The organism is Dietzia sp. DQ11-38-2 (assembly GCF_014145055.1).
In the GTDB taxonomy this organism is placed as follows: Bacteria; Actinomycetota; Actinomycetes; order Mycobacteriales; family Mycobacteriaceae; genus Dietzia.
This window is the reverse complement of record NZ_JAALDW010000216.1, coordinates 1-3,321: the sequence shown is the minus strand read 5'-3', so window position 1 is coordinate 3,321 and position 3,321 is coordinate 1. Positions and strand designations below refer to the sequence as shown.

Sequence of the window (3,321 nt, the reverse complement as noted above, 5' to 3'; positions counted from 1 at the left end):
TCCTGGTGAGGCGGGTCCCGGTCGGTGCGGTCGAGGGGGTTGCTGCCGGTCGGGGACACCAGTGCTGCGCACGTGCGGACGCCACCGGACCGGCCGAGGGCATTCGACGTGCGTTCATGACCACGATAATAGACAGACCGGTCTATCTACCGCAAGGGCGAGCGCCTCCCGGCCGCCCCACCCCCCATCCGCTGGCGCGCTCCGGTTAGTTGATGCATCATATAGGTGGAGTAAAGGAGCATCATGACCACCACACCCTCGCGCCAGCCCGCCGTCTTCATCGGACACGGCGTCCCCCTCAACGCGCTGGAGGACAACCAGTGGACCCGACAGTGGGCTGCGCTCGGAGCCGCACTCCCCGAACGCCCCCGGGCCGTGCTCGCCGTCTCGGCCCACTGGTACATCGGCGCCACGGCGGTGACCACGATGGCGCACCCCCGGACGATCCACGACTTCTACGGCTTCCCCCGGGAACTCAACGAGTTCGACTACCCTGCCGCCGGCGCACCCGAACTCGCGTCCGAGGTGGCCGAGGTGGTCCGTCCCACCTGGATCGGCGAGGACCGCGACTCGTGGGGACTCGATCACGGCACGTGGTCCGTCCTGGCCCACGTCTTCCCCGACGCCGACGTGCCGGTGGCGCAGTTGTCGGTCGACGCCTCGAAACCCGCCGACTACCACTTCGACCTGGGAACCAGGCTCTCGGCGCTGCGGGACTCGGGAGTCCTGATCCTGGCCAGCGGCAACGTCGTGCACAACCTGGCCGCCGTCGACCCGTCCCTCGGCGACTCGGGCACCGACTGGGCGCACCGGTTCGACAACCACGCCCGGGCGCTGCTCACCGACCGACCCGAGGACGCGGTGTCGCTGCTCGACCACCCCGACGCCGGACTGGCCGTGCCCAGTGCCGACCACTTCCTGCCCCTGCTGTACACGGCGGGAATGGCCGCCGGGTCCGGCGAGAAACTCGACGCCTTCAGCGAGGGGTACGCCTGGGGGTCGGTCTCCATGACGAGTTACCGCTCTGCCGCCTGAACCCACCTGACCGCGTGGCCCCTGACCCGGCCGCAGCGCGGGGTCCGTGGCGGCCGACACCCGCCGTCAGGTCCCTCTCGCCCGATTCGCGAGTCGTCCCGTCAACGGCAGCAGCACGATCAACGACACCCACATGAACTGGGCCGCCGCGGCGCCGACCGTCAGCGCCACGGGGACCGACGCCAGGAACACCGCCGGGGTGGTGGTCGCCGCGAGCAGCACCAGGCTGTTCTCCCTCGCGGACGTGGGGCGGCGTTCCAGTCCGGCCGCGCGACCTCGTTGGTACACCGCGGCCTGGGCGAGGGCGACCCCGGCGATGTTCACGGCGTAGAGCGCGGTCGGCAGCGCCAGATCCGCCGTGGCCGGGTTGCTGATCGCATCGGTGGTGAACGGCACCAGGATCACCAGGCCCGTGGCCAGGAGGTTGCCGAACACCATCGGGCCGTCGAGACCGGTCAGCCCCTTGATCATCCTGACGTTGACCCGCCACAACGCACAGATCACCACGAAACTCAACGCGACCCCGAGCAACTGCTGCCCCACCCCGGATGCCGCCAGGGAACCGAGGTCCTGCCACGCCTGCGGCTCCGGCAGGTCGACGTTCACGATGAGCAGCGTCACGGCGAAGCCGTAGATGGCGTCGAAGAAGGACAGTCCGCGATCGAACTCGGAGGTGTCCCTGCGGATCACCTCGTCGTCATCGATCCTCTCCCGACCGCTCCCGCCCATGTCGGACAGCATGCCATCGGCCCGGGGCGTCGGTCAGGCGTTCTTCTCGAACACCAACCGCAGACCCTCGAGGGCGAGTTCCGGTTCCACGTCGGTGATCGTGCGCGACTCCTCGGACACCACGTCCGCCCGCAACCCGGTCAGCACCACCGCCGCGTCGGACAGGTCGGCGACGTCCGTCCGCAGGCGGTCGACCAGGGCGTCGATCTGACCGGCGAACCCGATCACGATCCCGGCCTGCAGCGCGGCCACCGTGTTCTTGCCCAGCGCACTCCGGGGCCGCACCACCTCGATCTTCCGCAACGCCGCCGCGCGCTCGGCCAGCGCGTCCACGGAGATGTCGATCCCGGGTGCGATCGCCCCGCCCAGCAACTCTCCGCGCGCGGAAACGGCGTCGACCGTGGTCGCCGTGTCCACGTCGACGACGATCACCGCGCCCTCGAACAAGGTGTGGGCGGCCAGGGCGTTGACGACCCTGTCGGATCCCACCTCCCGGGGACTGTCCACGAGGAGCGGTACGCCGGTCTTCACGCCGGGAGCCACCACGACCGCGTGGAGCCCGGGCCAGTAGTCGGCGGCCATCCGACGCAGCTCGCCGGTCACCGAGGGCACGACCGACATCGCCGAGATACCCGACAGGCGCCCGGCGCAGTCCCCGAGCAGGCCCCGGATGGTCAACGCCAGCTCGTCGGAGGTCACCGCCGGCGACGTCCGCATGCTCCAGGTGCGCTCGAGCGGCCCGCCGTCCGGGGGGAAGACGCCCAGGCGGATGTGGGTGTTGCCGACGTCGACGGTGAGTAACACGGCCCTATCCCGGCACCTAGACGGTGACGGGCTCGGGGACGCGCGGGTTCTTCAGCCCCGACCCCGCGGGGACGTCCGCCGGGTCGGTGCCCTCCGTGAGCATCCGGTTGTGGGGGTCGACGAACACGACGCGCGGCGAGTAGGCGCGCGCCTCGGCGTCCTCCATCACCGCGTAGGCGATGATGATCACCAGATCGCCGGGATGGACCAGGTGCGCGGCCGCGCCGTTGATGCTGATGACCCCGGAACCGCGCTCGCCGGTGATGGCGTAGGTGGTCAGGCGTGCGCCGTTGTCGATGTCGACGATGTCGATCTGCTGCCCCTCGAGCAGGTCCGCGGCGTCCATGAGATCCGCGTCGATGGTGCAGGAGCCCACGTAGTGCAGGTCGGCCTGGGTCACGGTCGCCCGGTGGATCTTGGAGTGGAGCATGGTGCGCTGCATCTAGAGGCCTTCCTTGAGGTCTGCGGCCAACTCGGCCTGCTGGGCGGCGACGGTCGCCTCGGCGGCGGCGAGGAATCCCGTGCCGATGGCCACGCCGACGTTGTCGATGAGGCGGGCGGATCCGATCCGGGCCGCCACCAGGAGACGCCCCGGACCCTCCTCCGGTGGCTCGCCGAGGTCGCCCGCCCGGAGTTCGAGGTAGTCGACGGAGATCTGCGGGCGCTCGGCCAGGACCGCGCGGGCGGCGTCGAGCACCGCCTGCCGACCGCCCTTGGCCGCGAACGTCCCCGCCACGAGCGCCGCGTTGAGGA

At 70.6% G+C, this 3,321-nt stretch carries 5 protein-coding genes; 1 reads left to right on the top strand and 4 read right to left on the bottom strand.

Annotated elements, in window-relative coordinates; translation table 11 throughout:
* Positions 1–243 precede the first annotated feature (243 nt).
* A complete protein-coding gene (ygiD, locus tag G6026_RS07870; RefSeq protein WP_182612844.1) occupies positions 244–1,035 on the top strand; it encodes a 4,5-DOPA dioxygenase extradiol in 792 nt (263 codons plus the stop codon).
* Between the two features lie 66 nt (positions 1,036–1,101).
* Here the strand turns inward: ygiD and G6026_RS07865 are convergent, their stop codons facing one another.
* From G6026_RS07865 to G6026_RS07850, 4 genes are all read right to left on the bottom strand, one after another.
* Positions 1,102–1,764 carry a TMEM175 family protein gene (locus tag G6026_RS07865; protein WP_228549125.1) on the bottom strand — a complete coding sequence of 221 codons (663 nt, stop codon included), beginning with the start codon at positions 1,762–1,764 and terminating at the stop codon, positions 1,102–1,104.
* 33 nt (positions 1,765–1,797) lie between these two features.
* Positions 1,798–2,568 (bottom strand): type III pantothenate kinase, encoded by a 771-nt coding sequence (locus G6026_RS07860; protein ID WP_107755675.1) that lies wholly within the window; start codon positions 2,566–2,568, stop codon positions 1,798–1,800.
* A gap of 16 nt (positions 2,569–2,584) precedes the next feature.
* The gene (gene panD / locus G6026_RS07855) at positions 2,585–3,010 is read right to left on the bottom strand and encodes an aspartate 1-decarboxylase (RefSeq protein WP_095717939.1); all 426 of its coding nucleotides are present in this window, start codon (positions 3,008–3,010) and stop codon (positions 2,585–2,587) included.
* A partial coding sequence (locus G6026_RS07850) for a pantoate--beta-alanine ligase (protein ID WP_182612843.1) occupies positions 3,011–3,321 on the bottom strand: 311 nt, incomplete at its 5' end.

Coding starts and splice junctions, on each gene's coding strand:
- ygiD (WP_182612844.1), top strand. CDS start 244: ATGACCACCACACCCTCGCGCCAGCCCGCCGTCTTCATCGGACACGGC.
- G6026_RS07865 (WP_228549125.1), bottom strand. CDS start 1,764: ATGGGCGGGAGCGGTCGGGAGAGGATCGATGACGACGAGGTGATCCGC.
- panD (WP_095717939.1), bottom strand. CDS start 3,010: ATGCAGCGCACCATGCTCCACTCCAAGATCCACCGGGCGACCGTGACC.